This is a genomic window from Methanoregula sp. (assembly GCF_035543475.1).
Taxonomy (GTDB): Archaea; Halobacteriota; Methanomicrobia; order Methanomicrobiales; family Methanospirillaceae; genus Methanoregula.
Window position 1 is genome coordinate 66,536 of sequence record NZ_DATKKA010000022.1, and the last position, 26,035, is coordinate 92,570.

Annotated in this window: 20 protein-coding genes; 9 read left to right on the plus strand and 11 right to left on the minus strand. The window is 57.1% G+C overall.

Annotation, left to right across the window (positions count from 1 at the left end):
• Nucleotides 1-203: 203 nt before the first annotated feature.
• A complete protein-coding gene (locus tag VMS83_RS07330) occupies nucleotides 204-2,408 on the plus strand; it encodes a PAS domain S-box protein (protein WP_325411351.1) in 2,205 nt (734 codons plus the stop codon).
• Nucleotides 2,409-2,594: 186 nt separating this feature from the next.
• Nucleotides 2,595-2,993, plus strand: coding sequence for a pyridoxamine 5'-phosphate oxidase family protein (locus VMS83_RS07335; protein WP_325411353.1), 399 nt, complete (start codon nucleotides 2,595-2,597; stop codon nucleotides 2,991-2,993).
• A gap of 40 nt (nucleotides 2,994-3,033) precedes the next feature.
• Here VMS83_RS07335 and VMS83_RS07340 read toward each other — a convergent pair whose 3' ends face one another.
• The 4 genes from VMS83_RS07340 to VMS83_RS07355 all read right to left on the minus strand — a co-directional run bounded on the left by VMS83_RS07340 (nucleotide 3,034) and on the right by VMS83_RS07355 (nucleotide 8,324).
• Complete coding sequence (locus VMS83_RS07340; RefSeq protein WP_325411355.1) at nucleotides 3,034-4,635, minus strand: GAF domain-containing protein; 1,602 nt, start codon at nucleotides 4,633-4,635, stop codon at nucleotides 3,034-3,036.
• A gap of 158 nt (nucleotides 4,636-4,793) precedes the next feature.
• Complete coding sequence (locus tag VMS83_RS07345; protein WP_325411357.1) at nucleotides 4,794-6,248, minus strand: PAS domain S-box protein; 1,455 nt, start codon at nucleotides 6,246-6,248, stop codon at nucleotides 4,794-4,796.
• 138 nt (nucleotides 6,249-6,386) lie between these two features.
• A complete protein-coding gene (locus VMS83_RS07350) occupies nucleotides 6,387-7,349 on the minus strand; it encodes a HEAT repeat domain-containing protein (protein WP_325411359.1) in 963 nt (320 codons plus the stop codon).
• 12 nt (nucleotides 7,350-7,361) lie between these two features.
• Nucleotides 7,362-8,324 (minus strand): HEAT repeat domain-containing protein, encoded by a 963-nt coding sequence (locus VMS83_RS07355; protein WP_325411361.1) that lies wholly within the window; start codon nucleotides 8,322-8,324, stop codon nucleotides 7,362-7,364.
• A gap of 351 nt (nucleotides 8,325-8,675) precedes the next feature.
• Here VMS83_RS07355 and VMS83_RS07360 point away from each other — a divergent pair, with 351 nt between their 5' ends.
• The 3 genes from VMS83_RS07360 (at nucleotide 8,676) to VMS83_RS07370 (ending at nucleotide 14,458) form a co-directional block, all read left to right on the plus strand.
• A complete protein-coding gene (locus VMS83_RS07360) occupies nucleotides 8,676-9,914 on the plus strand; it encodes a hypothetical protein (RefSeq protein ID WP_325411363.1) in 1,239 nt (412 codons plus the stop codon).
• A 423-nt stretch (nucleotides 9,915-10,337) separates the two neighbouring features.
• Nucleotides 10,338-13,097, plus strand: coding sequence for a PKD domain-containing protein (locus VMS83_RS07365; RefSeq protein ID WP_325411365.1), 2,760 nt, complete (start codon nucleotides 10,338-10,340; stop codon nucleotides 13,095-13,097).
• 218 nt (nucleotides 13,098-13,315) lie between these two features.
• On the plus strand, nucleotides 13,316-14,458 hold the full coding sequence (locus VMS83_RS07370; RefSeq protein WP_325411367.1) for an aldo/keto reductase: 1,143 nt from the start codon (nucleotides 13,316-13,318) through the stop codon (nucleotides 14,456-14,458).
• A 54-nt stretch (nucleotides 14,459-14,512) separates the two neighbouring features.
• Here VMS83_RS07370 and VMS83_RS07375 read toward each other — a convergent pair whose 3' ends face one another.
• Together VMS83_RS07375 and VMS83_RS07380 are read right to left on the minus strand one after the other, a co-directional pair.
• Nucleotides 14,513-15,508, minus strand: coding sequence for a helix-turn-helix transcriptional regulator (locus tag VMS83_RS07375; RefSeq protein WP_325411369.1), 996 nt, complete (start codon nucleotides 15,506-15,508; stop codon nucleotides 14,513-14,515).
• Nucleotides 15,509-15,599: 91 nt separating this feature from the next.
• A complete protein-coding gene (locus VMS83_RS07380) occupies nucleotides 15,600-16,577 on the minus strand; it encodes a DUF5667 domain-containing protein (RefSeq protein ID WP_325411371.1) in 978 nt (325 codons plus the stop codon).
• Between the two features lie 391 nt (nucleotides 16,578-16,968).
• On the opposite strand from VMS83_RS07380, the gene VMS83_RS07385 reads away from it, so the two are divergent.
• The 3 genes from VMS83_RS07385 to VMS83_RS07395 all read left to right on the plus strand — a co-directional run bounded on the left by VMS83_RS07385 (nucleotide 16,969) and on the right by VMS83_RS07395 (nucleotide 19,335).
• Complete coding sequence (locus VMS83_RS07385) at nucleotides 16,969-18,042, plus strand: hypothetical protein (RefSeq protein ID WP_325411373.1); 1,074 nt, start codon at nucleotides 16,969-16,971, stop codon at nucleotides 18,040-18,042.
• A gap of 19 nt (nucleotides 18,043-18,061) precedes the next feature.
• The gene (locus tag VMS83_RS07390) at nucleotides 18,062-18,373 is read left to right on the plus strand and encodes a hypothetical protein (RefSeq protein WP_325411375.1); all 312 of its coding nucleotides are present in this window, start codon (nucleotides 18,062-18,064) and stop codon (nucleotides 18,371-18,373) included.
• Nucleotides 18,374-18,576: 203 nt separating this feature from the next.
• A complete protein-coding gene (locus VMS83_RS07395) occupies nucleotides 18,577-19,335 on the plus strand; it encodes a CPBP family intramembrane glutamic endopeptidase (RefSeq protein WP_325411377.1) in 759 nt (252 codons plus the stop codon).
• A 33-nt stretch (nucleotides 19,336-19,368) separates the two neighbouring features.
• Here VMS83_RS07395 and VMS83_RS07400 read toward each other — a convergent pair whose 3' ends face one another.
• The 3 genes from VMS83_RS07400 to VMS83_RS07410 all read right to left on the minus strand — a co-directional run bounded on the left by VMS83_RS07400 (nucleotide 19,369) and on the right by VMS83_RS07410 (nucleotide 21,852).
• Nucleotides 19,369-20,733 carry a M20/M25/M40 family metallo-hydrolase gene (locus VMS83_RS07400; protein ID WP_325411379.1) on the minus strand — a complete coding sequence of 455 codons (1,365 nt, stop codon included), beginning with the start codon at nucleotides 20,731-20,733 and terminating at the stop codon, nucleotides 19,369-19,371.
• Nucleotides 20,734-20,815: 82 nt separating this feature from the next.
• On the minus strand, nucleotides 20,816-21,613 hold the full coding sequence (locus VMS83_RS07405; RefSeq protein ID WP_325411380.1) for an ion transporter: 798 nt from the start codon (nucleotides 21,611-21,613) through the stop codon (nucleotides 20,816-20,818).
• 92 nt (nucleotides 21,614-21,705) lie between these two features.
• On the minus strand, nucleotides 21,706-21,852 hold the full coding sequence (locus tag VMS83_RS07410; protein WP_325411381.1) for a hypothetical protein: 147 nt from the start codon (nucleotides 21,850-21,852) through the stop codon (nucleotides 21,706-21,708).
• Nucleotides 21,853-22,106: 254 nt separating this feature from the next.
• Here VMS83_RS07410 and VMS83_RS07415 point away from each other — a divergent pair, with 254 nt between their 5' ends.
• Entirely contained in the window at nucleotides 22,107-23,321 is a 1,215-nt protein-coding gene (locus VMS83_RS07415) for an MFS transporter (RefSeq protein ID WP_325411383.1), read from the plus strand.
• 70 nt (nucleotides 23,322-23,391) lie between these two features.
• Here the strand turns inward: VMS83_RS07415 and VMS83_RS07420 are convergent, their stop codons facing one another.
• Together VMS83_RS07420 and VMS83_RS07425 are read right to left on the minus strand one after the other, a co-directional pair.
• The gene (locus VMS83_RS07420) at nucleotides 23,392-23,787 is read right to left on the minus strand and encodes a response regulator (protein ID WP_325411385.1); all 396 of its coding nucleotides are present in this window, start codon (nucleotides 23,785-23,787) and stop codon (nucleotides 23,392-23,394) included.
• A 163-nt stretch (nucleotides 23,788-23,950) separates the two neighbouring features.
• The coding region (locus VMS83_RS07425; protein ID WP_325411387.1) for an elongation factor EF-2 at nucleotides 23,951-26,035 on the minus strand (2,085 nt) is incomplete at its 5' end.

The window sequence follows — 26,035 nt, forward strand, 5'->3', positions numbered from 1 at the left end:
GGCCGGGAGAGGATGGCTAAAATCAGAAATCCTTATCATCACCTGCAGGGAAAACACCGGAACGACCATTCATGCCGGAACGGGCCAGTCCCGTGAACAGGAGAGAATGGATCGCGGGTGATCCCTGGACAAACCGGGCGATATACATGCCACGGGCCTGCCCGGACCACTTGCAATAAGTACCACCGGAACAGGATACCACCATGATCGTTGTTGCCCTCCCATCCCTTGTGTCAGCAGCCATCACCTTCGCCCTGGGGCTCTCGGTCTTTTTCCACAACCGGAAAAGCCCGCTGAACAGGACATTTTTGCTCCTCTGCATTGCCCTTTCATGGTGGGCATTTTCCGAGTTCATGCTCGTTCAGTCCACGACCCCGGACTCCGCATACTTCTGGCTGAAGCTGACGGCGTTCTGGACGCTCACGCCCCCGCTGCTCCTCCTGTTCATCCTGGTCTTTACCGGGAAAGGGAACATAAAAAAAGAGTGGTGGGTGCTCCCCTTTCTCTTTGCCCCTGCCGCTCTCTTCTGCTCAACGGAACTTTTTACCAGCCTGATCACCGTGGTCCCGGCCCAGATGCCATGGGGGTACACGTACGGTTATGCAGCCGACCCCCTGCTCTTCTTTATCGAGATGGCGTGGACGATCCTCACGGTCGTCCTGGCGCTCGCCCTCTGTATCCACTTCTCCGTAAAGACCGCAAAAAGACAGGAGCGCCTTCAGGCGTCCTACATGGCAGCCGGCATCAGCATCATATTATGCGGAGGGGTGATCGTCCAGATCATCCTGCCCGCATTCCAGATCGTCGTGCCGGTGAACCCCACCCTGTTTTTCCTCTGCCTCGCCGTGCTGGTCGGGTACGCGATCTGGAAACACGAGCTCTTCATCGTCAGTCCCGCGACCACGGCAGAGACGATCGTCGCCACCATGCCCGATGCGCTGCTCCTGCTCGATGAGAGGGAGACGATCCGGGTCGCAAATAAGGCCGCCCGTGACCTGATCGGCCGGGGGGATGACCTGATCGGCCGCCCGGTCCAGGCACTCTTTCCCGGCGAAGCGGAAAAAAATGCCGTGTTTGAAAAACTGCGGGCCGAAGGGATCGTCAGGGACATGGAGACAAGCTTCCTCTCCGCCAGCGGGAGGATCGTCCCGGTCACCTTCTCCGCATCGGTGATCCGGGACAGTGACGGAACGATCCTCTCCCTTGTCTGCACGGCAACGGATATCACTCTCCGTAAGCAGGCACGGCAGGAACTCATCGCAAAGCAGGAAGAACTCCAGCGTGCCTACCAGCAGATCACGGCAGACGAAGAGGAACTGCGGCAAAATTACGATGAGCTCGCAAAAAGCGAGCAGCTCATCCGGGAGAGCGAGGAACGGTACCGGGCAGTGTTTGAAAATACCGGAACCGCCATGCTTATCCTTGAAGAGGACACCACCATCAGCCTTGCAAACTCGGAGTTCGAACTCCTGTCAGGATACACGAGGGCCGAGCTCGAGGGAAAGATCTCGTGGACCATCTTTACTGTGCCTGAGTTCCGGCAGATGATGGTGGACCAGCACCGGCTCCGGCGCAGGGAGCCGGAGAAGGCGATGCGGAGATACATGGCGCCGTTTCTTACCCGGTCCGGGGAGATCCGAACCATCCTCCTCGATGTCGGCATGATACCCGGGACCACAAAGAGCGTGGTCGGCCTTGCAGATATTACGAACTGGAGAAAGGCAGAGGAGGCCCTGCAGCGTGCCACAAAAAAACTCAATGTCCTCAACACCATCACCTTCTCCGAGATCCAGAATGCCGTGTTCACCCTCTCCGGGTACCTTGAGCTGGAAGCGACGGACATCCGTGACGAAAAACTGCTGCAGATGGTCCAGAGACAGAGAGCGATTGTCCAGAAGATCACGTATGCGCTCAAATCTGCCACGCTCTTCCAGAACCTCGGGCTGCGCCCGCCCCAGTGGCAGGACGTAAACACGGCGTTTCTCTACGGGATCTCCCACCTCGACCTTGCAGACATAAAAAAGAAGGTTGGACTTTCCGGTGTGGAGATCTATGCCGACCCCCTCATCGAGAACGTCTTTTTTGTCCTTGCACAGAACACGCTTGTCCACGGAAAAACCGCTACGGAGATCACGGCGGGGTACCGCGAAACCGCCGAAGGGCTGGTCATCACTTTCTCCGACAATGGCACGGGTATCCCGGAGAGCGCAAAAGAGAGCATTTTTGAGAGGGCCGACGACCGGTCGCAGAACCCCGGGCTCTTTCTGGCCCGGGAGATCCTGGGGATCACCGGCATCTCCATAACGGAGACAGGCACCCCGGGCAGCGGGGCACGGTTCGAAATCCTGGTGCCCCGGGGAGGGTACCGTTTTCCCGCTGCGGGAGATCGGGACACCCCGGCACCCTGAACGCGTATCCCCGTCGTGCACGCGACCATTCCCCGGGCCGGTACAGCAGCAGAAAGACCGGGCCCGGCAGCCCGGGGTATCTTTTAATACCGGGGGACTGTATACTTCCTTAAAACCTGCACACATGCACCCGGACCGGGTATCCATCGTCTCCCGGGTGCAAGCAGGAAATGCGAGGGAATGCGTATGGTAAAACTCACCGCTGAGGTTAAGGAATCGCTTGCCGCAACAAAGACCGCGTATTTTGCTACGGCCGCAAAAGACGGGACGCCCAATGTCGTCCCGATCGGGGCATACAAGGTACTGGACGACGAGACCCTGCTCATCTCGAACCAGTACTTTAACAAGACGCTTGCAAACATGAAGGAGAACGCAAAAGTCGCCCTCTCGTTCTGGGGCGATAAGGGCGGGTTCCAGATCAAGGGAACCATCACCATCCACACGAGCGGCAAGATCTTTACCGATGATGTTGCGTGGGTCAAGTCGCTCAAGCCCACGCTCGAGCCCAAGGCCGCGATCACAATGAAGATCACCGGCGTGTACATCCTTAAGCCCGGCCCGGACGCGGGAAAGAAGATCCTGTAACCGGCCAATCTCTTTTTTTTACGATCAAACGTCCGTCACATCAGGTACGGGGACGGCTTCGCCGCCAGGCACCTTCCGGCACCGTGATATCAAAACAGGCGCCCTTACCGGGTGTCCCGGTCTCGCGGATCGTAATACCCGAGATCCCGAGGATCTCCCGGGCGAGAAAGAGGCCCTGACCGGTATTTTTCCCAAAGCCGGAGGCAAAGATCCGCTCTTTTTCGGTCTCTGCGATCCCGGTCCCGTCATCGCAACAGGTGATGACCAGGTTTGCTCCTCCCTGCCGCACCTTAAAGGCGATCTCCGAGAGATGTCCACCGTACCGGAGGGCGTTGTCGATGAGGTTGTAGAAGACCTTCTCAAGCATCCCGTCCGCAAAGACCTCGAACCCCCCGTCAGCCATCACCGCTATCTTCACCGGCCCGGGAGCAGCGGACGCTGCAGCCCGGGAAGCCACGGCGTGGACGTTCTGCCACTGCGGGGTATGCACCCCGATATTCTGGTAATCGCGGGAGAATGAGATCTGCTGCTGGATCTTCAGCGTGTTCTCCTTGATCTCGGAGATAAGCCCGGCCGTCTCGTGGCCGGCAAGCGTTGCGAGGGCCATGTCCTCGAGGCCCAGAAGGCCCGTGAGCGTGTTGAGCATGTCATGCCGGAGGAGGTTGTTGAGCAAGTTGAGCTTCCGGTTGGAGCGCTGGAGCGCATCGCTCACCCGGCGCAGCTCGGTTAAGGTGAAATCGCGCTCCATCATCTCCAGCGCAAAGGAGATATCGTCGGTGAGCTCCCGCAGGAGCGCGAGCTCACGGTCGTTGAAGAAGTTGCACTCCCCCGAGTAAAACCGCATGGCCCCCACGACCCTGTTCCCGTCACGGATCGGGAACGCCGCGGACGAACAGTACCCGCGACGGGCCGCCTCTTCCCGGTAATCAGTCATCCGGGGATCGGACGGGATGTTGTTGCAGATCATCGGCTGCATCTCCCGGATACAGGAGCCGGTCAGGCCCATTCCCTGCGGCACGTTGTCGGTGGTAATGGAGAGCAGGCTCAGGTACCCTGCCTCGTACCCGCAGGCGGCGACCGGGCGCACGTCGCGGGTGGCGGGTTCTACGAGGCCGATCCAAGCCATGAGAAATTTCCCCTCCTCGACTGCGATCCGGCAGGCCTCATCGAGAAGCGCCTGCCTGTCCCGGATATGGATGATCGCCCGGTTGGTCCGGGAGATGACCGAGTATAGCCGGTTGAGGTGGAGGACAGTATCCTGGGCCCTTCTTTTCTCAACAATACTTTTGATGGTATGGATCAGCTCGGTGAACTGGGGCTGGAGGTCAACACCTTTCTGGAGGTAGCGGTCCGCCCCGGAATTGAGGGCCTGGATGACCACCTCTTCACGCCCCCGGCCGGTAAAGATGATGAAGGGGAGCACCGGGTACCGGGCCCGGACCACTTTTAAGAACTCGATCCCGTCCATCCCCGGCATCTGGTAATCCGAGATCACGATATCGTAGGGTGTGGTAACAAGTTTTTCCAAGCCTTCGGCTGCTGAGAGTGCTGTATCGACCCGGATGCGGCCGGAGCGCTCCAGGAAGAGCCGCCCGACCTCGAGCAGATCGGGATCATCGTCTACGTAAAGGGCTGAGATCATGGGTCACGGGGTCCGGAGGGACGAGGTAATGAATACTTTCCACCATGTGCACTTAAGGATTATGATTCACCTGCCGGGAATCCGGCGGGAAATGAATGAGCGGGGCTCATAAGATGGATGGATTTTTTGTAACAGGCACAGGGAACCAGTAACGGTTTTTACGTTTTTTTGGCGCGGTACTTTCCTTCCGGCACGAGGATCTCGAAGCGTGCTCCCGTTCCCTCACGGCCATTCTCCCGGATCGTGATGCCGGTCAGGCTGAGGATCTCGCGGACCAGAAAGAGGCCAAGGCCGGTATTTTTCCCGAACCCCCGGTTGAAGATCTTATCTTTTTCTGCCGCGGGGATACCGATACCGTTGTCCTCCCAGGAAAGGACCAGTCCTTCGGCGGTCTTTTCGGAACGTACCGTGATGGTTGTCACATGTTCCCCGTGCCGGATCGAATTGTCAAGGAGGTTTGCAAAGACCCGCTCGAACATCGCATCCGCAAATATCTCAAAACCGAAAACACCGGATGTCAGGGTAACCGCTGCCGGGATGGCAAGACGGGATATGACAACGCCCGGGTCATGCCAGTGCGGGGCGGTGCTCCCGATGTCCTGGTACACCCGGGTAAATGCGATCTGGGTCTGGATGGCTTTTGTCGCCTCCTCCATCTTCCCGAGCTGGTCCCGGAGTGCAGGATCTTCCGTTTTTGTTGTGAATATTGCAAGGTACCCCAGGATGATCGCGAGCTTGTTGTTGATATCGTGCCGGGTGACACTGGTCATCAGGGTGAGCTGGCGGTTTGCCTGGCGGAGGGCATCCTCGCTCTTCTTCCTCTCGGAGACATCCCGCACAATGGACGCGACCATCCTGCCCTTCTCGGTGGGGATCAGGAACTGGCAGGCCTCAACATCACACCGGCTCCGGTCAGGGCGCTCGATCTGGATCTCCACACCCGGTTCACAGGGATGCATGGGCGCATTATCCACGAGAAGGGCATGATACCATGCGTGGATCCGGTCCCGGGCTTCCTGTGTCTTCTTCTCCGGGGGAAACAGGGAGTACTCGACCTCCCAGAACGGGCGGCCTACGGCATCCGGTCTCCTGACACCGGTGATCTGCTCCATGGCCGGACTCCACTCGATCAGGGTCCCGGCCTCATCGGTAAGGACGATCCCGTCACGGGAATAGTTGAGGATCTGCCGGACTTCCTCCTCCCTTGTCCGGAGCGCTTCCTCTGCGGTCAGCCAGTTGGATATCTCGCTGATGATACCGACCACGCCGGTCTTCCCATCATCCTGGACAAACGGCCGGGAGACCGCCCGTACCACATGGGTCTTCCCGTCCTTGTCAACGACCAGGTAATCGGAAGGGTACGAGGCCCCGGTCTTGACTTCGCGGTACTTGTTGCAAAGACGGTCCTTGTCCGTGGGGATAACAACGGACGAGATCGGTTTGCCCACGATCCCTTCCGGGGGGATGCCAAGGATGTCCTCGCACTGAGGACTTAAGTAAGTAAAATGGCCCTTGTCGTCGAGCACAAAAACGACATGGGCCAGCGATTCGACCAGTTCCTGGAACATGTGATCGCCCGACTTCCCGATATCCGGTTGCGAAGACTTCTCCATGAACTACCACTTCTAAGAGCGAGTACCATGCAGGATGGATGCTGTGCCGGTACTGCTGGATGAGCTGTTACCTGATTATAATAAAAGTGTTATGAAACAATCGCGATGGTGACATGCATACCCTCCCGTGTCCCGGGTTCACGAGAAATCCGGCATTTCTGCTGCCAGGTACCAGGCATGGATGGCAAGAAGGATGTACAGGGGGAAGAGCAGGCCGTATGTGTCTGCCTGTCCTTCGTACTTGAAGAGCCAGACCGTGGCCGTGACATCAATCTGGAAGATCATGATCCCCCACCACTTGCCTATATACCCGTACCCGAGCCCCGGCAGGAGGAAGTTTAAGAACGCTGCCACAAGCGGGTTCTTCGCCGTCCGCGGCCGGCGGGAGATCCCCCGGGGGATAAAGAGCGGGTCGATCCCGCACCGGGGTGCAGAAAGGACCGCATGCCAGCGTACCTCGCTGTCCGCGTCGGCAAGCCCCTGCATGAGGGAGGGGACGGCCTCGCTTGTCCCGATCTCCCCCAGGACCCCGACCGCCTTTCGCCTCACCCCGGGATCGCGGTCAGAAAGGGCAACGGTGAGCGCCGGGACCGCTGCCGGCCCGGTATCCGCAAGCGCCTTCCACTCCTGCATCCCGGCAAAATAGAAGGCGCGTTCTTCAGGAGTTTCCGGATTCCATTCCAGTTTTGCAAGGGAATACGCCGCACCGTACCGCACGTACTTGTCCGGGTCGCGGAGGGCAGTAACCAGCGGCCCGGTGGCCCGGGAGTCGCCGATCTCTCCCAGTGCAAATGCCGCCTGCCAGCGCACTTCGCTCTCGGGATCGTGGAGGCCTGCAATAAGGGGGCCCACCGAGCGGGGGTCGCGGATGACCGCAAGCGCCCCGATCACCCCGAGCTTCACGTCCTTGTTCCCCTTTGAAAGAGCGCAAAGAAGGTCGTCCATCGCCTCGGCCCCGATGGTCCCCAGTGCCTTTGCCGCTTCGGTCTGGACCGCAAAATCCGGCGATTTCAGGGCGCGGACCAGCCCCCGGATATCCCGCCGTTCCTTCATGGGCGGGATGTCGCCGGCATTTACAGCAAAGATACGGGGGAAATTCATGGTACCATCACTTCACATGTCGGGCATTTTTTTTGCCAGGTAGAACGTCTGGACGGCAAAGAGTGCCGTGACCGGGTAGGCGACCAGGTACGGCAGCACGGGGCCGGCTTCGAGAGAGGCGAGCACAAGGATGCTGGTGTAGCTCATGAAGACTAAAAATCCCCACCAGTAGCCAAGGTAGTTGTAGCCGATACCGATAAAGAGGAAGTTGAGGACGGCAGCAGCCCACGGGTTCCGCCCGGGCCGCTCCCGTTGGGAGATCCCCCACGGGATCTGGGCCACGGGGACCCGGCACTTCTTTGCGGCAAGGACGGCCGCCCACCGGACCCCTCCGTCCGGGTCCCGGAGCCCGTCCTCGCAGGCCTGCTGTGCCCGGGGATCACCGATCTCACCGAGCAGGGTGAGGACCTGCACCCGGGTCCGGGGATCGGGATCGGAGAGCCGCTCGATGAGCGGTTCCGTTGCAGACGTTCCGAGCTGAAGGATCGCGTCCCGGTCCTGCAGGGCAATGGCACGGTACGCAAGCTCGGCCGCATCGCATGGCTTCCAGCCAAGCCGGTCAAGCGAGGCTGCGGCACCGGACCGGATATACCGCTCCCGGTCCCGTAGGGCAAAGAGGAGCGGGGGAATGGCAGCGGGGTCGCCGATCTTTCCAAGCGCGAGCGCAGCCACCCAGCGCACCTCGGTGCTCTGGTCACGCTCCATGACATCGGTGAGGATCGGCACGGTTTTCCGGTCCGCAATGGCAGCAAGCGCCTCCACCGCCCCGATCCGGGCGGCCACGTGCGGGCTGTCCAGCTCGCGGACCAGGAGCCGGACCGCCGGATTCCCGGACGAGCCCAGGGCATCGGCCGCCTGCCACTGGATATCGGGGTCGCGGTGGTGGAGAAGGCGGACAAGGCCGGGCAGATCCCCGGCTGCCCTGAGTGCGGAGACATCCGCATGTCGGATTGTGGGGATCTGTGGAAATGACATACCGGGTAAAAAATAATTAAATCCAAAATAGCGGCCTAAAATATATTAATTTTGTGAATTGGCGAAAATTCTGGGTTTTATGCCCGGATGATCGGGTTGTATCCAGACGATTGTAATACGATGATTGTATTTTTATTTCGTGATTTTTCTTAGGAAAGATAAATATACCAATGAGGGAATTTACCCTGTTATAATATTCCTAATTATAATTGCTGTCGTCCAGCGTTATAGCAGGGAAGAGTGTGTGCTATGGAAAAAATGAGGTACGTGAAAAAAGAGGGATGTGCAGGAAACTATCCGGGACCGGGCCGGAAATGTGCCGGAAAAATAATTACGAGAGGGTGAGAGAAGATGGTAGATCCAAATCCCACCCCCCCGGCTGTATCCTACGTGACTGTTCCGCTTCCGGGGACTTATTTCTTCTATAACCCTAACCCGATGCCGGCAATTTCCACCACCAATCCCAGCGTGCCTATCGTCAAGCAGGGAGAATGTTTTCCCAATTGTCCGCTGATAGCGGCACTCGACGCGATTACCTGGGTCAACCGGCAGTTTATCCGCAATAATATCACCGGCCCCGATTCGAATGGAAATTATACGTTTACGTTCTGGGATTATGGCGTAAAAAATTCGATGACCACAATCGGTTCGATGGGCGGAACCGTTTCAATGAACGGCGAGATAACCCCGTGCAATCCGGTGGCGGTAAATGTTTCAGTCGGCAGTCAGGTACTGCTTGACAGTAATAACCACTTCATCGATCCCGGATTTACCTCTTTTGGAGCGAGTTCAACCAACACGAATGAAGTATGGCCGGCGCTCTTGGAACGGGCCTATGCAAAATTCTGTTATTATGAAAACGGGATGACTCCATCAACAGGTGCACTAACCTGTTCCACCAACACTGCAGGGGTCAATGTTATTAACGGCAACGATCCGGCGTCTGCTGATCTCACTGCTTTGGCACCCCCAAATTCCTCAAATAATTACTGGGGGGGCAATGCGGCTATCGCTCTTGCATACCTGATCGGAAACGGAAAGCCCTGTTTCCAGCTCAGTACTGTTCCTCCAGCTCCCCCAGCTCAATTTACACCTCCGGCCGGTAGCATTTTACAAGCAAATGTAGCTTCGGCTACACTTTTCGGTTTTATCAAGGGCGCATTTTGTTCAACTAATGCTGGACTTCGTAAGACAAGGTACCCTGTTGTAGCATGGACCTATGCCAATGGCAGCCAGCTTAACAACGTCCAGTTCACCAATTTGCCGTCACAGGGCATCCTCGCTTCTCATTGTTATGCAGTCCTCGGAACCTTTGACGCAACGAACGGCTGCACAAATGGCCATAGTTACATCGTTCTCCGGACGACCTTTGGGCTACAGGACCCGGTCCCGCAATACGGAATTGCACCGAATGGGTGCGGCGCATGGGGATATAGAGACCTCGGATTCCCAATTGGAAGTACAGGAGCATCTGGTGTCAATGGAATCCCAAGTGCCCTTAATCTTTCTTCTCCAACGGATGCAATTTTCGGTCTCGATGCAACAACATTCAGCAACTATTTCCAAGCAATCGGATGGTGTGAGTGTTAATAAAAATAGGGGGAATAGGGCCAAATCGTTCGGTGAGTTTGCATGGGAAGATTTATGCAAAGAAAATTTCTCATTTTTTGCATTTTATTCAGCTTGGCAGCAGGGCTTTTGGTTATTCCCATTCCGGCTGCTGGAACGGAAACCCTCATAACCTCGTATAATAACGGGTTCAATCACCAGCTTCCACGGATCTTTATCGACCGGATTGTCTGGCAGGATATTGATCCTCTGGATCAATTCGGGATCATTTATTCGTACAACATTAGCTCAGGGATAGAAACCCAGGTCACTGATAACACTACTTTTACAAAGAACCCGGCAATTTCCGGGAATCTGGTAACCTATACGGATTGTGGGAGTAGTTCATTATGTTTTTCATCTGCGATATATCTCGATAATCTAGCTACAGGGGCAAAAATCCCGTTGTCAACAAGCACAGATGTGAACGATAATTCCGCGATCTCCAACAACCGAATCATCTGGGTAAACACACCGACCGTAGGGGTGTCCCAGATTTATGTGAACAATACACCACCCGGAACAGGAACCCCGCTTGATGCAAATCCGGCAGACTACCAGACATACCCCACGATATTCAATAATCTTGTTGCCTACGTTGATTGTGGAGCTGATTCCACCTGCTCTTCTCCTTCCACCATTTATCTTTACAATATTTCCGCCGGAGTACGGACACAGATATCGTCCGGATCGAGCTGGAGCTTGTTTCCCTCACTCTACAATAATCGTATCGCGTGGCTCGAATCGGACACATATGGTTCACGTCTTCGGGTCGTCATCAATGAAACCACTGCAGGCAGTGAGGACAACCTGACTCCAAATGATCTGAATCTGGTATATTCCACACTACCAAATCAGTTGATCTTAGCCTATCCGGCAATCTCCGGAACATGGGTTGTCTGGTTTGAAAATAATGCAACCCCCGGCAATTCTGATATTTACGTAAATGATACCAGTACCCACCAGACAATTCCGATCGCGCTCAATCGTAACGGCGTTGAACAGGTATCGATCGCATATTCGCCCGCGCAATCGCTCTACCGAATTGTCTGGGATGAGCAGGATACCAGTGGTTATTATCAAATTCACCTGTACACCAGCGGCCCATCCCAGACCTGCCCGGTCGCCGCTTTCACCAATGATTTTACCGGAGGCAATGCACCGGTCACGGTCCATTTCACTGATGCCTCGAGCCAGGATTCATCGATCACTCACTGGTACTGGGACTTCGGTGACGGGTCGACCTCGACCCTCCAGGATCCCGCCCATACCTATTCTGCCAATGGCCAGTATACCGTATCGCTTACGGTGAGCGATCCGTACTGCCGGAACACCACGACCATCGCTAATGACATCGCGATCGGGCAGCCGGTGGCCGGCTTTACGGCATCACCTACAACAAGCGCAGTGCCGGCTGTCATCGCATTTACCGATACCTCCACCGGGAGTCCGGCCCCGAATCAATGGAACTGGAGCTGGGGCGACGGATCCTGGACCAACGGGACAACCGAGAACCCGACACACACTTACACGAGTGCCGGTGTGTATTCAGTAACCCTGATCGCATCCAACCTGTACGGTTCAGGATCGGTCACAAAAGTGAGTTATATCACCATCTTAAACGGCGCAAATGTGAACACCAACACAAGCATCAACGGCCTGAACCTGGCAACCGTAGGGAGCAGGCAGGTTGCCACGTTTGATGACTCGGTTCTGACCCACTGGACATATCCGCTTTATCCCAACGTCTCGGTCCTCGAATTTACGCCCCCGGCAGACCGCGGGTTCGGCAATGTCACCCTGTACGCATGCGACGGGTTCGGGTTTGGGACGAGCGGCCACACCCATACCGGAAATATCACATCCGTCCACCTGCAGAGCAAAGATATCGTTCCCACGGGATTCTCGGTCTCTACTGGGGGGCCATTTTGTTCGATCAATTACTCTGTCGATCTCCAGACCTACCCGGTGAATGCAGTCCTCGATGCACAGGTCTGGGAGGGATCCGTCTCTCCGGATACTTCGAATTTTAATACGGTTGTTGCCGGCAGTGGCTTTGGAGGGACAAACGGTACGGCCTATACAATAAAGATCGCCAAGACCAATTTCCCGACCGGGAGATCGGCTGTCCTGCACATGAGCCTGAATTCTTCGTGGGTGGCATCCAAACCCGGCGGCAGAAATGATGTCTATGTCGAGCGAATCGATGACAGTGGTAATTACGGGCAGGTGCTGGGGACCCATTACCTGTCCAGTAACCCGGCAGAAAATCTCGATTATTTCGAGGTGGACTCACCCAATGGTCTGTCAACCTTCGGGCTCTCGTTCCTCTCCGGGACCGGCAACCTCTTCCAGCTCGTCACTCTCACAGTGAGCAGCGTTGTGGCAAACACCAATCTCAACGCAGGCGGACCCGGTTCGGGCCCTGTTGCCATGGTCGCAACCCCGGCAGTCATTATTAGTCCGGTAACGACAGCTGCCGTCACTCCGGTAGAAACACCGGACCCCGGGAAGACCGCAAACCTCTACATCAATGCCAACAGCGTGATCACCCAGGCAACCACCCTCCAGTCAAACGACCATCTCGCCACGCTCAGCATCGGGGAAGGAATTGTTGCACAGGACAGCAGCGGTAACGCCCTCGCATCGGTCTCCATTACGAGAACACCGTCAGCGCAGGTCCCCACCGGTGTCGGGGAGGTATCCACGTTCAGCGGGATGGCATACGAGCTTGGGCCGAACGGGGCAACGTTCTCTCCCGCGATCACGCTTACCCTTACCGATCCCCAGGCCTCGTGGGGGACGCACTACACGTTAAAATCGTACGATCGTGCGACAAACACGTGGCAGGATCTGCCCACGGCTTATGACCCGTCAACAGGAACAATCACGGCAAAGATTTCGCACTTCTGCTGCTTTGCCCTCTTTGCGGTGCCGATCTCCTCTGCGGCTTCAGCAGGCGCTCCCGTGATAGCAGCACCCACGGCCGGTGCCACCCCGGCGCCCCCGGCCCCGACCGCGGTGAGCACCTTTGTGGGAATCATAGGCTGGATCCTGGACACAACCGCCGGCCACGTGTACATCGTTGCCGTAGCCGCGATTGCCATTGTTGCGCTGCTCATCGCCCACCACCGGCGCAGGCGCAGGCGGGGCCGGTGGTCCTGACCGGCACTCAGCGCATTGCCGGCAGGTCCGGGTCCTGGACCCGGATCTCAAACTCATCGTTTACCAAACCCTTCATGGCCCGTTTTCCTGAACGGTCCGGTCGTTCCTTGTACCATATATTTTTCCTGATCGTTTCCTGATGGGACAAACGACCCGCAAAGCAAGATTATATACCCTCCCACCCCAGCAATCCGGATCAGGGACACCAAGGTGCAACCATGCTGTACAGGACCATGAAAAAGGGCGGCCCGGAACTCTCGATCCTCGGGTTCGGGTGCATGCGGCTGCCGGTGACCGCCGATGGAAAGATAGATGAGAAAGTGGCGACCGGAATGCTCCGGTACGCCATTGACCACGGCGTGAACTATGTCGATACCGCGTATCCCTACCACAACGGCGAGAGCGAACCGTTTGTCGGCAGTGCGCTTGCCGGGGGATACCGGGAGAAGGTAAACGTGGCCACCAAGCTCCCCAGCTGGCTGGTCACTTCGCGCAAGGATATGGACAAGTACCTCGATGAGCAGCTGACCCGGCTCAACACCGATCACATCGACTATTATCTCGTGCATGGGCTCAACGCCCCGTTCTGGGAGAACCTGTCGGGACTCAACATCACAGAGTTCCTTGACGATGCGATCGCTGACGGCCGGATACGGTACGCCGGCTTCTCGTTCCACGATTCAACCCCGCTTTTCAAGGAGATCGTGGACAGCTATGACTGGACCTTTGCCCAGATCCAGTACAACTTCATGGACGAGCAGTACCAGGCGGGGACCGCCGGCCTTACCTATGCAGCAAAAAAAGGGCTGGGCATCGTAGTGATGGAGCCGGTCCGCGGGGGCCTGCTCGCACGGGATCTCAAAGGGGTCTCCGGGATCTGGCAGACAGCTGAGACCCGGCGCGATCCCGCGGAATGGGCACTCTCCTGGGTCTGGAACCACCCCGAGGTAACGGTCGTCCTCTCCGGTATGTCAACCATGGCGCAGGTCCGGCAGAACGTGGCCCTTGCAGGCCGCGTGCTTCCCGGTTCGCTCTCAAAAAAGGAGCTCGCTCTCTTTACGAAGGTAAAAAAAGAGCTCAAAAAGCGGATCATCATCCCCTGCACCGGCTGCAGGTACTGCATGCCCTGCCCTCACGGGGTGAGCATCCCGGAGTGCTTTGAGATGTACAACCGCGGGCACATCTACGATGATGCCGAGGACGCAAAGCAGCACTACACGATGTTCCTAGGCGGATTTTTCGACGGCATTCCGCATTTCGCCTCCTGCTGCCAGGAGTGCGGGGAGTGTGAGGAGAAATGCCCCCAGGACCTCCCGATCCGTGAACATCTCAAAAAAGTGGCGGACTATTTCGGGAAATAATTGACCGGAAGGTAACCATCAAAAAAAGTTCCGGGTGTGGGAAGAGGCCCGGCATTACCGGGAGCTGGTGCCAGGATCCGTTTGAGAGTCTTCCTTCTCGCCGGTAAGGCGGATAAGGTTCTCGCGCCCTTTTTTGATCTTTACAATAATGCCCTGCTGGTGGAGCTCGTTGAGCGTGGAACTCACGGTCGATTTTGGCAGGCCCAGATCCCTGACAATATCGGACTGGAACCGCTCCCCTCCGTGGGCTTTGAGCAGGGAGAGGATCCTGTCTTTGAGGCTTGCAAGATCGGCACCGGTAAGGAGCGGGGTCGGTTGGTCTCCGGGTCCTGCGGGATCATCCGGATCGTCTTCCGGTGCGGTCTGCACAGACTGCTTCCTGCGGTAAACAGCAACGCCGGCCCCGGCAATGATGGCCACCGCGATAACGATGACCACCGGCAGAAGTGGGAACGACGGTCCTGCGAGCACGACGTGAGGTTCACCGGCATCAAACTCCCGTTCGCCATACCAGGTAAGGCTGTTGCCCGACTGCTGATCGGGAGCCGGGTTGGCAGAAGTAACAGAATAACTGGAGGGGTACCGGATAACCAGCGCCGAGTCCTTGTCCAGATATAACCCCCCGGCAAAGGAATCGCCAGTAACAAGACCTCCCTCCGGTACAGAGAAGTTTGTCCAGGTGAACGTGTACGTAACGACGCCAAACTGCCCGGTCGGTGAGGTCTGGACCACCGCACTCCCGGAAAAATTGCTGACACTCATAGGCCGGGTTGTGGCAAGTGCGGCCTCTGATGAGGAATGCTGCATGAGGTCTTCGAGCTGAGGGAGGTAAACGTTATTTATATCTGCGGAATAGTTCTGGAAACCGGCGAGATCATCATTGGTGGTGAGCGGGGTGCGGTACTCCACGGCCCAGACTGCCGATCCGTCCGGCTGCAGGGTGATCGTGTAGGTAGTGGCGTAATCTGTGGTGGATGCAGCCATTGCAAGTGGCATGATGCAGAGAAAGAGCAGGACGGTTATTGCCACGTACCGTTTCAACATATCCATCGTACACCCGTTTGTTGATCGTTATCCTGTACGCTATAAAAAATACGCGAGCCGGCTGACATGCGCCGGCTGCAGACCGGTAACGGCCCCTTTACGGATACCGGTTATCCCGGCCATTGTTTCCGTAGGTATTTCTGTTGTCATCCCCGGATGAGCTGGTGTTCCCAAACCGATATGCCTGATTGTTTGCGGGATTCTGCCCATGGCTGTAGTTTGCCGGGGTAATGTCATCCCGGTGCTGGTCGACCCAGTTCTGGGTTGTATGCTCCGTATTCTGGCCATTTCCTGTAGTAGTAACCGTGTTGTGGGTCTGGTTCCAGGAGTTTGCAGTGGCGATATGATCGCGAACAACAGGGTTCAGGATAACCGGGTTGAAGATGATGCGGTGATCCGCAGTACGCTCGAGATCGAAATGGACCAGGGTTCTGTCCTCGAATTTCTGTTCCACATCGATGCTCCTGTTGTATGCACGGGCAAGGCCCGGGTTGTCGGGATGCATGTCAAGGAGATGCTGAAGGACGTCCTGGTGCAGGGCGATCTGCTGTTGTGCGGCGATCATTGCTGCTGCAGCGGGAGGTTGTGGGGGGCTGGCATGGTAAGATCCACCGGGGAGACCGGTACTGGTATAGTTCCGGTAGGATCCCTGCTGAGGACCAGTGCCCAAACCTGTCCCGTTAAATGCGTACTGGGAGCCGGTATTATTGTACCATGACAATGTCCTCTCAGTCCGGTTCATATCCAGCCAGTACTGATCCAGTGCCCGGTTAGCGGCATCGGTCTGGTTAGCAGCAAGCGCACTTTCCAGTTCGCTCAGCCGGTCATCCGTATGGTTAATTTCCAGTTCCAGCCTCTGTGTCTGGTTGAAAGTGAATGTGTCACCAAGGTTCTCAAACGCAAGCTTGAGACCGTAGAGAGAACTATCCGGGCCAATGGACCCGGTGTAGGGCTGGATATCATAAGCACCCGGCAATCCCTGTACAGTTCCATTGTCGTCCGCTATGGCAGGTCCGATGGCGCAGCACAGCCCCAGCGCAACCAGCGCAAGGAGCACACCTATTCTTGTGTTCATGACGATTCCCCGATTCCGGCATGAAGCCGTCTGATCTGTCTGTTCTTGCCAGATCCACATAAGGGTCGTCACGGTCCTGATCACTTCCGGTTGTCCGTAATGCTGTACACTCTTCAAAGACCGTTCAAAATTGTCCGAACGGAGAATCGGAACGTAAATCCTGCAGAAAAAAATCCGGCTGTTTTCCCATGACCGAACGGAGTCAAAACAGAGCCGGTAAGGCAGGCGCGCAGAAAAAATGGGGGAGATGAGAGGTACAATGAACCAAGGGGCCGCAAGGATCTTTGAATACCATCGGTATGATATCCCCCGGAAATGTAAAGTAAATTTGACAAGATTTAAATTGATGTCCGCCAAGAATTTTTGCAAAAATTTACTGAGGTGAACATACTTGGTCAGGCACGCAAAGCTAATTCTCTGTCTGTTTGTGCTGGCTGCGCTGATTGTTCCTGCCGTAAGTGCAGGGAGTTCCGGCCAGTCTTGGGCAGACAATTCCGAGCACATCGCCGCGATGCAGGCGTATACGGCCTATTCCGGTGAACTCTTCAAGGCAAAGATGGGCGGGGCGATCCAGTACATCGGAACGCTCAACCAGTCAACCACGACACTGCAGAATGACGAACAGCAATTCCTTGGAACCGTTTCCTCGGTCCAGTCTATGAGTTCCAATGATTCCATCATGCAGGCATGGGGTACCATGACACAGCAGGTTGCACAATTCCGGGCTGATCTCAAAACTGCACTTTCCGCTGGCGGGGGTTCGGAATCTGCCCTGCAGGCTGCCGTCAACAGTTCGGTGACCGCAGACCAGACGAACATCCAGAATCTGGACACTACCTACTGGACAGCCCGGGAAAAATCCCGGTTGGATGAGTTCAGCTACAATGATGGTCGCAGGACGGACCTCCTTGCAAACCTGACGGCGAAAGGGATGGATGTTTCATCAGCCCAGGCCATCGAATCACAGATACAGGCACTCCAGCCCCAGCTCCAGGCTGCCCTAAACGCACGGGACGAAGCACAGATCAGCCAGATAAACAGCCAGATCGATTCCCTGTGCCAGCAGCTTTCCCAGGCAGTAGTCAACCTGGCATGGCAGGCACGGCAAACGGCCCGGCTCGCGCAATTTACCAACACAACATCCCGTATGCAGGACCGGCTGACCAATCTTACAGCGCGCGGACTCGATGTCTCTGGCGCCCAGAATATCCTGTCACAGATTACGGCATTCCAGCCCCAGCTCCAGGCTGCATTGCAGAACCACGACCAGTCAACGCTATCCAGCATAAATTCCCAGCTGATGTCCCTTGACCAGCAGTATGCACAGGCACTCCAGCAGATCGCTTCGGAAGTGAGGTCAGAGGCGGCAGCAAACCGAACCGCTGAGAGCCGGCAGATGAACCGGACTGCAGAGACCCCGAGGAATAACCAGAGTGTCGGGGGATTTTCCCCGAAATTCGGATGAACGAGGAGGTGAATGAGAGATGAAGAAAACGATAGTGGTATCAGGAATCATAGTGGCCTGTCTGGTCCTATTCCTTGTATGTGCCGGGTGTACCTCGCAGAGCCAGGGCACGTCAACAATCGGCGGGCAGCAGACGGTCACCACACCGCAGGCTCCGGAACAGAATACCCCACAGGTCACCGCAACAGTAGCAGAGACCTCTACGGCAGTCTCCGACCAGGGACTTGTATCCGATGACAGCAGCGATGCCGTGGCGCAGGCAGAGGCAATGAATACAACACAGGCTTCAGCCGCCCCGGACACCACAGACTTTGGCGATATAATGCCCTGACGGGATTTCCCCCATTATTTCTGCTTTTTTTCCTTATTGCTCACACAGGAAACGAGATCATCTGTCGGGGAGGTGCGTGTTTCCCGATTAGTCGCTTCCATACGGAGTGTTGGGGAACAATCGAACCGTACCAGTTTTTCTTCTTGCGCAAAAAAGCGGGAGGCGTAAGTCCATAACAATTGCCGGACAATGAAAATCAGGCAATGATGACGCCGGAACATTTCACCGCAGACCACCCGTACCTGAGCGCCGCAGGGTTCCTTGCCATTGTCGTGTGCGTGGTCCTGGGAATCGGGGCCATAAATGAACACTTCCTGATGGGGAGCCTCGTGCAGGTGGCCCTGGTTGATTCGGTCCTCGCCCTTACCGGGATCATTGTTCTCTGGCGTCTCTCCTGGTGGGAAAAGGCAGGATACACTTCGTGGATACGGATACGGGATCTCCCGCTTTTTATCCTGCCCTGTGCGGTGGCACTGCTCTCCCTTACCGGAGGAATCCAGGCAGCGGCACCCCTCACCCTGCTGGCATTTGCAGCCCTGACGCTTATCGTGGGTTTTGCGGAAGAGGCATGGTTCCGCGGGCTGATCCTGACCGCCCTTCTCCCGGCCGGAATATTTCGTGCTGCCGTGATCAGTGCCGTCTGTTTTGCAGCACCCCACCTGCTCAATATGCTGGGCGGGACCTGGGACCCGGCATTTACCGCAGTCGACACTGTCGCTGCATTCGGCCTTGGCCTGACCTTTGCCGCACTCCGGCTTCGTACCGGGAGCATCTGGCCCCTGGTGGGGGTACACGCCCTCTTTGATTTCACCTCGCTTGCAGCAATCGGGGGCGTTGAGATCCATGCGCAGTCAATTCAGATTCTGGTCTCATCAGTAACGGTAGGTATTGTGTTTGCAGCGTACGGCATCTTTTTGCTCCGGGGCATACACAAGACCCCACCGGAGATGCAGGCCGGGTAAAAAAGTGGCGGCAGGGATGAGCGGCCCTGCGAATCACTGTTTTTTTGCAAGCAGCAAGAGGAAAAGGGCCTGGGCCACGATGGTACGCTCGAGATCGCTCACATCAACGCTCTCGTTTGTACCGTGAATGCGCGAACCGGCAGCGTCCTCGGCACCCCACAGGACAAACCCGGCATGCAAAACGGTATCCTGGAGCGTGCGGAGCAGGGGGATCGAACCCCCGGTTCCTTTTTCGAGCACCGGACGGCCAAATGCGATCGCAAGTGCAGTTCGTGCCGCCGCGTATACGAGATCACCGGTGGGGCAGACAAAGCCGGGAGAGCTGCTTACCTCCTGTACCGTGACCCGGGCATTCCACGGAACGGCCGCACGCAGGTGTGCCACGAGAAGTGCGAGCTCGTGTTTGGGATCTGCGTCCGGGGCGATACGCATGCTGACCTTTGCCGCTGCACGGGGGATCAGGATATTTGCAGCGGCCTGCACGGACGGGGCGTCGATCCCGATCACGGTCACAGAGGGACAGGTCCAGAGCCGGTCACCGATCAGGCCGGTGCCAGTGAGGTCTACGCCAGCGAGAACGCCCGCACTCTCCCGGTAAGCCTGTTCGGGATAATCGCCGCCACCGCCGGTACCCTTTTGCAGGCCCGGCACGGCCACATCGCCCCGGGTGTCATGGAGCGTGGCGAGGCACCGGATCAGGGCGACCAGTGCATCGGGCGCTGCCCCGCCAAACATGCCCGAGTGCACCGGGTGGTCGAGCGTCGATACCTCGATGATGCAGGAGACCTCGCCCCGCAGAGAGGTCGTGAGCGCCGGTTCGCCCGCGGAGAGGTTCCCGTTATCTTCTATGATGAATGCATCACACGAGAAGAGGTCCGGGCGGGAGGTAACGAGCGCCTCGATATGGCTGGTCGTCTCTTCCTCGCCTTCGATAAGGACTTTGATGCCCACGGGGGGTTTCCCTTCAAAGGTACGGAGGGAGGCGGCGATGAGCATGATGCCCGACTTGTCATCGGCAGAGCCGCGCCCGTACAACCGCCCGCCTTCCTCATGGGGATCCCATGGATCGCATTCCCACCCATCCTCTTTTGTTGCCGGCTGGACATCGTAGTGGGCGTACATCAGGACAGTGGGCATACCCGGAGGGGCGGGGATCTCCCCGTACACTGCCGGGTACCCTCCCGGGACATCGATGAGCCGGGCGCCGGAAAGGCCGTATCTCTCCAGCAGGGCAACGGTCGCGTCCGCCATCCCCCGGACCGGTTCCCCCGGGTAACCGGGAAATGCCACGGACGGGTACCGGATGAGGGCTTTGAGATCGTCAATGACACCGGGCATCAGGGCCTGGACTTTTGCGCGGATTTCTTCTGATGTGAGCGGATCGGCTATGGTTCTCACCCCGGTGAACAACGGGATATTGCCGGTTCCTCTCTTTTTCTGATGGCATTTAGGACTTGCGCACCGGCCGTCATGCACGAACCTACCGCGGGCGGTCTTTGAGCTCCTGCTCGATCCGGTCCAGCCGGGCGATGACCTCTGCATGCTGCCGGGCCTGTTGTGCAAGGGCATCCTGGAGAGCGGCACGGTCCCCGGGTTTTTGTCCCCCTCCGGACCCTCCACTCACGGCCGGCGAGACCAGCTTGTTTGCGATAAAACCGGCAAGGGTACCAAAGAGCCCCACGCCCGTGGTCATCACCAGCACTCCCACCAGCCTTCCTGCCGAGGTTACCGGGTAACGATCCCCATATCCCACCGTTGTGATGGTGACATAGACCCACCACATCGCATCGGATGCGGTCCGGATGTTGGCATCCGGCGCCGGGCTCTCGGCAAGGAGGACAAGGACGCCGCCGCATTCGATGACAAGGATCACGCAGAAGATGACGATATAGAGCACGCTCTCGGCCCGGTGCTGCGTAAGCTGGGCATAGATGTTTCTGGTCCCGTATTTCTTGAGCAGACGGTATGCCTTGAAGATCCGGAACAACCGCAGGATCCGCAGGAAAGGAACACTGGCAAGAAGGTCGGCCCATCCCCAGTCAAAGAAGAAATAGTGTTTTTTCGATCCGGCAGACAGGAAACGGAACACAAAGTCCCCAAGGAAGATGATCGTCAGGAAGAAGTTGATGACATCAAGGACGTCAGCAACCTGCGGATTCAGGCCGGGGATCCATGAGATAAAAAGGTTGACGACCGAGAGTACCGAAACAAAAATGATAAAAATCTCGTACCCGGGATCTTTCAAATCGGTAAAATCCGATCCCGACCCTTCATCCACAGAAATACCGTATCACTCATCGATATTCTGCGGCCGGATTATAAAAGAGAGGAGGGTACGGGGGAGGAACAAACTGCCCCGTACAGCTGGCCTTACTGGCTGCCTTCTGTGTCCGTGGCTCCGGTGCAGACCGCCTGGAGGATGGCGTCGTACACTTCCCGCTCGTGAGGGGTGGGCGGGTAGCCGGGATCGCACAGGACGGTCTCCAGCTGACGCACGACATCACCGAGGTTGGTCATGGGAATGGTTTCCTGCATTGTATGGCATTTTCTGCCACACAAGGCATGGATACAGGGTCGGCCCGGAGCGGTATATATTACCAGAATGGCGCCGGTTTGAGGATCGAACCGCCCGGTTAGAGAGGATAACCGGGGCAAGGGGCCCTGTGGGTACCGGGAATAATAAAGAGGAGAAGCACCCGTGCGCGACCCGGCGGCATATCCTGCAATCATATCATGATCCTTTATGAGGGATACCGGCGATACACGACACTATGAAGTGGCCACCATGGCTGAACAGCACGGTCCTCGGGGCCGGCCTTGCAAGTTTTTTTGGAGACCTCGGCTACGAGACTGTCACCGTACTCCTGCCGTCATTTCTGATCCTCCTGGGTGCACCGGTCTATGCGCTGGGGATCATTGAGGGGTTGAGTGACGGGGCATCCAGTTTTGTTAAACTCTTCTCGGGATACTTTGCTGACAAGCTGGGAAAGCGCCGCGAATTTGCCCTTGCTGGTTCAGTTGCCACCGCAATCTTTCCCGCCTTTCTTGCAGCCGCTGCCTCGTGGTTTGTCGTACTGGCAGGCAGGATCATCGGTTGGATCGGTAAAGGGATCCGATCGCCCTCGCGGGATGCGATCATCGCTAACTCTGTCGAGAAAAAGGATCTCGGCAAGGCATTCGGGTTCCACCGGGCGGGCGATACGCTGGGCGCCATCGCCGGTCCTGCAATCGCGCTCGTGCTTGTCTCGACGGTTGCAATCCGGACCATCTTCTGGCTCGCGGTGATCCCGGGAGTCCTCGCGTTTATCGTCCTCTGGTTGTGGTTAAAGGAAAAGAACCCGGAACACCAGAACCGGCCAAAGAGGCTGTTGCCTTCACTCCGCGGACTGCCCTTGCGGTTCAAGGCGTTCCTCGGGGCGGTGCTGGTCTTTGGAATCGCGGATTTCTCCCAGACGCTGCTCATCGCGTTTGTGATCGTGGCCCTTACGCCCTCCATGGGATTCACCATGGCGACCGCTGCCGGTGCCGGCCTGTACCTGGTCAGAAATATCGTGTATGCAGCCGCATCCTACCCCCTGGGCTGGCTGGGTGACCGCATCGGCCGGCGGCCGGTGCTCGTCTGCGGTTACTCTGTCGCGGTTGTCACCTTCATCGGTTTCATCCTTGCCCCGGTAAACATCTGGGCTTATGGCATTCTGTTTGCCCTGTGCGGCCTCTTTATTGCCGCGGAAGATGCACTCGAATCTGCGCTCGCCGGTGAGATGGTGGGAGAGGAGGCACGCGGGCTTGGCTTTGGGGCGCTTGCGGCCACCAACGGTATCGGCGACCTTGTCTCAAGCGTCATGATCGGTTTTGTCTGGACCTTTATCGGGTACAGTACCGGTTTTGCCATCGCAGCCGTGATTGCGGCGGCAGGCACGATCCTTCTGGTCTGGACTACCCGGGCGGCAGTAAGAGCAACACCGGAATCCGGTTCAGGAGCGTAATCCCTATACTGGATAACGAGTCCTTTTTATTTTTCCCAAAAAACCACCGGGTTCCAGGTAACGCAACCGGTCAACCGGCGGGATCCGTCTGGCCTGATCCGGGAACGCCACAGGCAAGTTCGAGAGCAACCCGCAAATCCGTGTCATTGAACGGTTTGAGAATGTAACCGTCCGGGCGAATGGCCTTTACCCGTGCAAGTTCGTCATCGGCAAAATGAGCGGTGATGAAAATTACCGGGATATTATGCATTTTCTTGATGGCGTGGGCTGCATCGATCCCATCCATCCGGCCGTTTAGGTGGATATCCATCAGCACGACATCAGGCTGCCGGGTCTTGACCTCGGAAAATGCGTCTTCAGCGGTTGTCGCCTTCCCACAGACCGTATATCCCATTGTCCCGAGACGCCATTCGAGAAGCTGCCGGACCACCAGGTCGTCTTCGACAATGAGGACCCTGACACCCATCTTACATTTCTATGGTTCATACGGGGTAAAAACCATTCTCACCGCAAATCCGGACAAACCCTCCGTTACCCCTGCCATAAAACGACTGCTGGTATCATGGTTCGGCCGGGCAGAAACTCCTGATGATCAGGAAGAAAAAAAGGAACGGGGAAAAGGGGAAAAATTATACGGAGAGATAGTCCGAAGGGGTCGGCATCTGTTCCTTGAGGCCTTTCCTCTTGCGGATCGAGACGACGACGTCTTTTACCAGGTTGTTGGGCACGAGCTCGAAGCCGGCAAACTCGGTGTTCCACATCGCACGGCCTTCGGTTGCTGACCGGATATCCCCGGCAAACCCAAAGAGCTCGGCGACCGGGGCTTTCCCGACCACCGTGATCGTGTCGCCCTCGCTCTGCATATCGAAGACCTGGCCGCGCCGCCCTTGGATCTGGGAGGTCGCAGCACCCATCTGGTCCATCGGAACCGTAATCTGGATCTTCTGGACCGGTTCAAGGAGCGAGTCGCCCGCAATGAGCATGCCACCCTTGATGGCGCCACGGACCGCGGGGATGACCTGTGCCGGGCCACGGTGGATTGCATCTTCGTGCAGCTTGACATCGGTGAGCGACATCTTGAGGTTCTGGACCGGCTCATCAGCAAGCGGGCCACCGGCAAGGGCTTCATTGATACCTTCGATGATCAGTTCCATCGTTTCGTTGAGGTACTGGATACCCTTGGTCGTATCGATGAGCATGTTGGTGCCCTTGATATGCTTGACGTTCTTGGCCTCGTCCTTGTCAAATCCTGCCTTTAAGAGCACATCACGGCGCTCGAGGGCCGGTTGGTTCATCGAGACTTCGCCCGCCTTAATCAGGTTGACAATCTCATCGGGAAGGGTCTCGAGGGTAAAGTAGAACCGGTTGTGCCGGTTCGGGGACTTGCCTTCGACATTCTCGACCTTACCGGTAACGGTCTCACGATATACCACGATCGGCGGGGAGGTGACGATCTCGACGCCCTTGTCACGCTTGATACGGCCGGTGACGATCTCAAGGTGCAGCTCGCCCATACCGGAGATCAGGTGCTCGCCTGTCTCTTCGTTGATGGCGATACCAAGCGTCGGGTCTTCCTTTGCAACCTGCCTGAGCACTTCAACAAGTTTGGGCAGGTCCTTCATGTTCTTTGCCTCGACCGCAACGGTCATGACCGGTTCTGAGTAGTGTTTGAGCGACTCAAACGGCGACATCTCCATGAGAGAGGTGACAGTAGAGCCGACGATGGCATCCTTGAGACCGGTGACTGCCGCGATGTTTCCGGCGACAATCTCCTCGACCTCGACACGCTTCGGGCCCATGAAGATACCGACCTGCTGGAGGCGGTTCTCTTTCTTTGCAGAGCCCATGACATAGAGCCCGTCACCGCGCTTAAGCGTACCAGAGAAGAGACGGCCGGTTGCCACTTCGCCCGCGTGCGGGTCAAACGAGATATCGGTAACCATCATCGTTGCCGGCCCGTTCGGGTCGCAGGCGAGCATAGCCTTGCCTTCCTTTGTGGCATGGTCGCCATGCCAGATGACGTTGACACGCCGGGGCTGGGCCTCGAGCGGGTTTGGCAGGTGGTGCACGACCATGTCGAGCACGACTTCGTAGAGCGGGCTGTTCTTGGCGAGGTACTTCATGTCGCCGGCCCGGCACTTCTCGAACACATCCTTGAACGAGACTCCGCCCTTTTTCATATACGGCACCGAGACTGCCCAGTTGTAGAGCGCAGAGCCGAAGGCGACCGTCCCTTTCGAGGCATCGAGTTTCCAGCCGTTATTGTACAGGTCCTCGTTCATGCCCTTGATGAGCTTGTTGACCTTGTCGATCACTTTGCCCAGGCGGATCTGCATCTCGGTCTCGTCAACCTTGATCTCGTTAACCAGCCGGTCAACCTTGTTGATGAAGAGGACCGGGCGGACCTGTTCCTTTAAGGCCTGCCGGAGCACGGTTTCCGTCTGGGGCATTGTACCCTCAACCGCATCGACAAGGACGACTGCACCATCAACAGCACGCATTGCACGCGTAACGTCGCCACCGAAGTCAACGTGGCCCGGCGTATCAATCATGTTGATGAGATAATCCTGGCCCTCGACCTCGTGGACCATCGATACGTTGCTTGCATCGATAGTAATACCACGGGCCTGCTCTTCTGCATCCGAATCCATGAAGAGCTGTTTGCCCGCAAGTTCCTCAGAGATAATACCCGCACCCGCAAGCAGGTTATCGGA

Excerpts from the sequence above, each read along its gene's own strand:
- VMS83_RS07330 (WP_325411351.1), top strand. The coding sequence starts at position 204 with ATGATCGTTGTTGCCCTCCCATCCCTTGTGTCAGCAGCCATCACCTTC.
- VMS83_RS07335 (WP_325411353.1), top strand. The coding sequence starts at position 2,595 with ATGGTAAAACTCACCGCTGAGGTTAAGGAATCGCTTGCCGCAACAAAG.
- VMS83_RS07340 (WP_325411355.1), bottom strand. The coding sequence starts at position 4,635 with ATGATCTCAGCCCTTTACGTAGACGATGATCCCGATCTGCTCGAGGTC.
- VMS83_RS07345 (WP_325411357.1), bottom strand. The coding sequence starts at position 6,248 with ATGGAGAAGTCTTCGCAACCGGATATCGGGAAGTCGGGCGATCACATG.
- VMS83_RS07350 (WP_325411359.1), bottom strand. The coding sequence starts at position 7,349 with ATGAATTTCCCCCGTATCTTTGCTGTAAATGCCGGCGACATCCCGCCC.
- VMS83_RS07355 (WP_325411361.1), bottom strand. The coding sequence starts at position 8,324 with ATGTCATTTCCACAGATCCCCACAATCCGACATGCGGATGTCTCCGCA.
- VMS83_RS07360 (WP_325411363.1), top strand. The coding sequence starts at position 8,676 with ATGGTAGATCCAAATCCCACCCCCCCGGCTGTATCCTACGTGACTGTT.
- VMS83_RS07370 (WP_325411367.1), top strand. The coding sequence starts at position 13,316 with ATGCTGTACAGGACCATGAAAAAGGGCGGCCCGGAACTCTCGATCCTC.
- VMS83_RS07375 (WP_325411369.1), bottom strand. The coding sequence starts at position 15,508 with ATGGATATGTTGAAACGGTACGTGGCAATAACCGTCCTGCTCTTTCTC.
- VMS83_RS07380 (WP_325411371.1), bottom strand. The coding sequence starts at position 16,577 with ATGAACACAAGAATAGGTGTGCTCCTTGCGCTGGTTGCGCTGGGGCTG.
- VMS83_RS07390 (WP_325411375.1), top strand. The coding sequence starts at position 18,062 with ATGAAGAAAACGATAGTGGTATCAGGAATCATAGTGGCCTGTCTGGTC.
- VMS83_RS07395 (WP_325411377.1), top strand. The coding sequence starts at position 18,577 with ATGATGACGCCGGAACATTTCACCGCAGACCACCCGTACCTGAGCGCC.
- VMS83_RS07410 (WP_325411381.1), bottom strand. The coding sequence starts at position 21,852 with ATGACCAACCTCGGTGATGTCGTGCGTCAGCTGGAGACCGTCCTGTGC.
- VMS83_RS07415 (WP_325411383.1), top strand. The coding sequence starts at position 22,107 with ATGAAGTGGCCACCATGGCTGAACAGCACGGTCCTCGGGGCCGGCCTT.
- VMS83_RS07420 (WP_325411385.1), bottom strand. The coding sequence starts at position 23,787 with ATGGGTGTCAGGGTCCTCATTGTCGAAGACGACCTGGTGGTCCGGCAG.